5 protein-coding genes are annotated in these 5103 nt (G+C 73.6%); 1 reads left to right on the plus strand and 4 read right to left on the minus strand.

The window, feature by feature from the left end:
* The 4 genes from ACFV0G_RS34985 to ACFV0G_RS35000 all read right to left on the minus strand — a co-directional run.
* Positions 1 to 968: transglycosylase family protein (locus ACFV0G_RS34985; protein WP_380556680.1), on the minus strand; the 968-nt coding region annotated here is incomplete at its 3' end.
* Between the two features lie 177 nt (positions 969 to 1145).
* Positions 1146 to 2843, minus strand: coding sequence for a CHAP domain-containing protein (locus ACFV0G_RS34990; protein ID WP_380556682.1), 1698 nt, complete (start codon positions 2841 to 2843; stop codon positions 1146 to 1148).
* A gap of 326 nt (positions 2844 to 3169) precedes the next feature.
* On the minus strand, positions 3170 to 3490 hold the full coding sequence (locus tag ACFV0G_RS34995; RefSeq protein WP_380556684.1) for a hypothetical protein: 321 nt from the start codon (positions 3488 to 3490) through the stop codon (positions 3170 to 3172).
* 10 nt (positions 3491 to 3500) lie between these two features.
* The gene (locus tag ACFV0G_RS35000) at positions 3501 to 3656 is read right to left on the minus strand and encodes a hypothetical protein (RefSeq protein WP_380556686.1); all 156 of its coding nucleotides are present in this window, start codon (positions 3654 to 3656) and stop codon (positions 3501 to 3503) included.
* Positions 3657 to 4089: 433 nt separating this feature from the next.
* Here ACFV0G_RS35000 and ACFV0G_RS35005 point away from each other — a divergent pair, with 433 nt between their 5' ends.
* On the plus strand, positions 4090 to 5043 hold the full coding sequence (locus tag ACFV0G_RS35005) for a LuxR C-terminal-related transcriptional regulator (RefSeq protein ID WP_380556688.1): 954 nt from the start codon (positions 4090 to 4092) through the stop codon (positions 5041 to 5043).
* Positions 5044 to 5103: the final 60 nt, after the last annotated feature.

The raw sequence follows: 5103 nt of genomic DNA on the forward strand, positions 1-5103 counted from the left end.
TGCCCGCCGCTGGGCAGGTAGGTCATGTAGACGTGGCCGTTCGCGGCGTTCGCCGTCACCACGCCGACCGTGCCGTCCTTCTGCACGAACGCGGCGGGCGCACCGCCCGCGGAGGCCGGCGTGCCGACGTAGTTGGTCATGTCGGTGGTGGTCCAGGTGGTGCCGGCGTAGGTGGCGCTGAGGTGGCCGCCGTTGGTGGAACCGCGGCTGAAGATGTAGTGCGTGCCGTCGGCGGCGATGGCGTTGCCGACGTTTCCGTCGCTGACCGGGGTACCCGCGAGCGTGGTCATGTCGGCGCCGGTCCACTGCCCACCACTGGGCAGGTAGGTCATGTAGACGTGACCGTTCGCGGCGTTCGCCGTCACCACGCCGACCGTGCCGTCCTTCTGCACGAACGCGGCCGGCGCACCACCCGCCGAGGCCGGGGTGCCGGCCATCGCGGTCATGTCGGCGGTGGTCCAGTTGCCGCCCTTGGGCAGGTAGGTGACCTGCAGGTGGCCGTTGGCGGCGTCGCGGGTGAAGGTGTACTGGGTGCCGTCCTCGGCCACGACCGAGCCCGCATCGCCGAGGGAGGGCGCCGAGGCCTGCGGCGGGGAGGTCGACGGGTAGGGGTCGGCGTGGTCGGCCCCGAGGCCGGCCCTGGGGCCGCAGGTCGGCCACGCGCCCTGCCCCTGGCTTGCGAGGACCTTCTCCCCGATGAGGATCTGCTGCTGCTTGGTCGCCTGGTGCGGGTACGCGGCGTACTGGCCGCCGCCGTAGCCGAGCCAGGTGCTCTGGCTGAACTGCAGGCCGCCGTAGTAGCCGTTCCCGGTGTTGATCGCCCAGTTGCCGCTGCTCTCGCAGTCGGCGACCTTGTCCCAGGTGGACACCGAGGCGGCCGAGGCCTCGCCGGTGGCGAGCACGGGTGCGGCGAGGGCGAGAACGCCGGCGAGGGCGAGGGCGGGTGTCCGGCGGGGGCGGGTGGTCACGGTCTGCTCCGTTGGTGTGGCGTGGCGGCTGGTGCGGCGGTGGCGGTGGGAGTCGCCGGCCGGGAAGGGTTCCGGCCGGCGGCGGCGGGTCGGGGCCCGCACGGTGCTCCCCGCCCCGGTCGAGGGGGCGGGGAGCGGCGGGCCGGGGCGGGGAGCGGCGTGCGGGGGGTGGGGCCGTCAGCCGGCGGCGGGGGTGCCGATGTAGTTGGTCATGTCGGTGGTGGTCCAGGTGGTGCCGGCGTAGGTGGCGCTGAGGTGGCCGCCGTTGGTGGAGCCGACGGTGAAGATGTAGTGGGTGCCGTCGGGGGCGATGGCGTTGCCGATGCTGCCGCCGGTGACCGGGGTACCGGCGAGGGTGGTCATGTCGGCGCCGGTCCACTGCCCGCCGCTGGGCAGGTAGGTCATGTAGACGTGGCCGTTCGCGGCGTTCGCCGTCACCACGCCGACCGTGCCGTCGGCCTGGAGGAACGCGGCGGGCGCACCGCCCGCGGAGGCCGGGGTGCCGACGTAGTTGGTCATGTCGGTGGTGGTCCAGGTGGTGCCGGCGTAGGTGGCGCTGAGGTGGCCGCCGTTGGTGGAACCGCGGCTGAAGATGTAGTGCGTGCCGTCGGCGGCGATGGCGTTGCCGATGTTTCCGTCGCTGACCGGGGTACCGGCGAGGGTGGTCATGTCGGCGCCGGTCCACTGCCCGCCGCTGGGCAGGTAGGTCATGTAGACGTGGCCGTTCGCGGCGTTCGCCGTCACCACGCCGACGGTGCCGTCCTTCTGTACGAACGCGGCCGGCGCACCGCCCGCGGAGGCCGGCGTGCCGACGTAGCCGGTCATGTCGGCGGTGGCCCAGGCGCCGTCGCTGTTGAGGTAGGTGGCGCTGAGGTGGCCGCCGTCGGTGGAGCCGCGGCTGAAGATGTACAGGGTGCCGTCGGGGGCGACCGTGTTGCTGATGCCGCCGCCGGTGACGGGGGTGCCGACCTGGTCGGTGAGGTCCGAGGTGGCCCAGTTGCCGCCCTTGGGCAGGTAGGTGATCTGCAGGTGGCCGTCGGCGGCGTCGGCGGTGGTGACGCCGATGGTGCCGTTGTGCTGGATGAACGCGGCGGGCGCGCCGCCGGCGGAGACGGGGGTGCCGGCCATCGCGGTCATGTCGGCGGTGGTCCAGTTGCCGCCCTTGGGCAGGTAGGTGACCTGCAGGTGGCCGTTGGCGGCGTCGCGGGTGAAGGTGTACTGGGTGCCGTCCTCGGCCACGACCGAGCCCGCATCGCCGAGGGAGGGCGCCGAGGCCTGCGGCGGGGAGGAGGGCGGCGGGGTGCTGCTGCCGCCCTGCGGGGAGACGTAGCCGCTGATCGTCTCACTGCCGTAGCGGTAGCCGACGGCGGAGCTGTGGGTGTCCTGGCGCACGGAGGAGGTCGCGGACCAGTTGCCCGAGACGCCGCCCTCGTTGCCGCCGACGGTGGTGACGGTCCCGTTGCCGACCGCCGTCACGATGGCGACGTGGGAGGCCCAGTTGTAGCCGTTGTAGTCGAAGAGCAGGGCGTCGCCGACCTGCGGGGTGGAGTGCAGCCGCGATCCGTACTGGCCGAAGCTGCCCGCGCCGGAGGTCAGCCCGGAGACGTTGTAGCCCGACCTGGCCCACACCCACTTCGCGAAGTCCGCGCACCACGCCTCCGGTGCGCCGTTCGCGCCGGTGCAACTGGAGTAGTAGCCGGTCCCTCCGGTGGTGTTGGTCGAGCACGCCTTCTTGCCCAGGTTGGCGTTCGCGATGCTCACGATGGTGTTCGTGTCGGCGTGGGCGGCCGGCGCCAGCAGTCCGCCCAGCATCGCGACGGACGCGAACAGGGTGGCGGAGGACTTGGCGGCGATACGGCGGGAACGCACGGACATGGCGGGACTCCTGAGAGATCGTGTGGAAGGAGGAAGAAGGGGCGTGGTGCACACGCCGAGCACGGTGCGGCGGGCATCGCCGGGCAGAACGGGATGGCCCGTGTCGCCGGTCGGATCCCGGAAGGGCAGGGACGGCTGACAGCTGTCCTGCAGGAACAGCGGTCACGGCTGCACAGGTGCGGGCCGGGGCATGCCCGAGTGGTGCGCCCGGGGGCGGATGCCGGCGGCCGGGCGGTTCGGGGCGAAGCGAAGCGGAGCAGGGCGGGGCTGGGCGGGGCTGGGCGGGGCTGGGCGGGGCTGGGCGGGGCTGGGCGGTTCGGGGTGGTTCAGGGCGGGGTGGGCCGGCCGGGTGCCGTGGCGGGTGCCGGCGGGACGTACCGCCCGTGCAGCAGGGGTGAGGCCAGGTGGCTGCGGCTGATCAGCGCGTGGGCGCGGGCCGGGCCCGGCTCTGCACCGGCCGAATCCGGGGTGCGGGTGAGGAGGTAGAGCAGGAGGTCGATGCGGTCGTCCTCGCTGCGGGCGGAGAGGTGCTGGAGGCCGTCGTCGGGCCGGGCGTGCGCCCACAGGGCGGCGAGGACCTCGGCCGCCTCACCGGGCGGGACCGGCCCGGGGCGCCTGCGGTGCAGGCTGGCGTAGACGATGTCCATGGGGGTGCGCTCAGCCGCCCCAGCCGAGGCTGTCGGAGGTCTGCACACCGGCCCGGACGGCGGTGCCGGTGGTGGTGGCGCCGGCCGTGGCGGCGGGGGCGATGACGAGGGCGGTCAGGGCGAGGGCGGCGACCGCGGCGGCCTGGGCGATACGGGTGCGGATCATGGCTGGAGTCCTCTGGTCTCGGCATGCGGGCTGGGGAAGTCCGTTGAGGCATCCCGCGGTTGATGCCTCGTCCGGTTGCCGCCCGGTCCGACTGTCTGTCTCCCTGGCGGCGATCACTAGCTTCGCCGCCCGCCCGGGGCGGCCGGAAGGCCTTCGGGGTGTCGCCAACCGGCCAGTCCGACCCCGGACATCCAACCATGTCCATGACACTCCCCCGTTCGGCCCGCCCGGCCGCGCCCGAACGCCGGCGTGGCGGTCAATCGGGGGCGATGCGGCACAGGAGGGAATCCGCAGGTCATATGCCCTGAGCAGCCGCGAAAGCCGCCAATGGATCTTGAACCGGATCGGGTCGTACTGGAAGGATGCCCAGGCCGGCGCCGCCACGACGCCAGGACGACTGATCCGGGGGGATTCCATGTTGCAGGCGCTTGGCGTGTCCGCCGACGCGGCCGCCGTCTACCAGGCCATGCTCGACCATCCCGGCGACGGCATCGCCGAACTCGCCGCACGGTGCGCACTGACGGACGTTCAGGTCCACGGCCACCTCGACGAGCTCGGCCACCTCATGCTGGTGCGCGCCTCCGCCGACCACCCCGGACAGATGCGCGCCGTGGACCCCGCGATCGGGCTCGCCGACATGGTCGCCCGCCAGGAGGCCGACCTCGCCGCCCGCCAGGCCGCCCTCGCCGCCTCCCGCGCCGCCGTCACCCGCATGGTCGCCGAACGCGCCGAACACCGCGCCGGACACGGCGAACGCCTCCTGGGCATGGACGCCATCCACGCCCGCCTCGAACAGATGGGCCGCGCCACCACCACCGAGGTCCTCAGCAGCCAACCCGGCAACCAGCGCCCCGAGGACCTCGACGCCTCCCGCCCCGCCGACACCGAGGTCCTCGCCCGCGGCGTCACCATGCGCACCCTCTACCAGGACGCCACCCGCAACCAGCCGCACGCCACCGCCTACGCGCACTGGCTCCTCAGCCGGGGCAGCGAGGTACGCACCGCCCCCGCCGTCCCCCAGCGCCTGATCATCACCGACCGCACCCAGGCCCTCGTCCCCATCGACCCCACCGACAACCGCAAGGGCGCCCTGCACATCACCGAACCCGGCATCCTCCACGCCCTGCTCGACCTCTTCGAACAGGCCTGGAACACCGCCGTCCCACTCGGCGCCACCAGCCCCACGGACCCCACCAGCGGCCTCACCCCCACCGAACGCCAACTCCTGCGCCTGCTCGGCACCGGACTCACCGACGACACCGCCGGCCAGCGACTCGGCATCTCCTCCCGCACCGTCGGCCGCCACATGGCCTCCATCATGGAACGCCTCAACGCCACCAGCCGCTTCGAGGCCGGCATCAAAGCCGCCCAGAAGGGCTGGCTCTGACCCCACCGCACCACCCCGCACCGCGCCCTGCACGGCGCGGGCGCGGGCGCGGCGCGGGCG

This window comes from Kitasatospora sp. NPDC059571, assembly GCF_042735675.1.
Lineage (GTDB): Bacteria > Actinomycetota > Actinomycetes > Streptomycetales > Streptomycetaceae > Kitasatospora.

Excerpts from the sequence above, each read along its gene's own strand:
- ACFV0G_RS34990 (WP_380556682.1), bottom strand. The coding sequence starts at position 2,843 with ATGTCCGTGCGTTCCCGCCGTATCGCCGCCAAGTCCTCCGCCACCCTG.
- ACFV0G_RS34995 (WP_380556684.1), bottom strand. The coding sequence starts at position 3,490 with ATGGACATCGTCTACGCCAGCCTGCACCGCAGGCGCCCCGGGCCGGTC.
- ACFV0G_RS35000 (WP_380556686.1), bottom strand. The coding sequence starts at position 3,656 with ATGATCCGCACCCGTATCGCCCAGGCCGCCGCGGTCGCCGCCCTCGCC.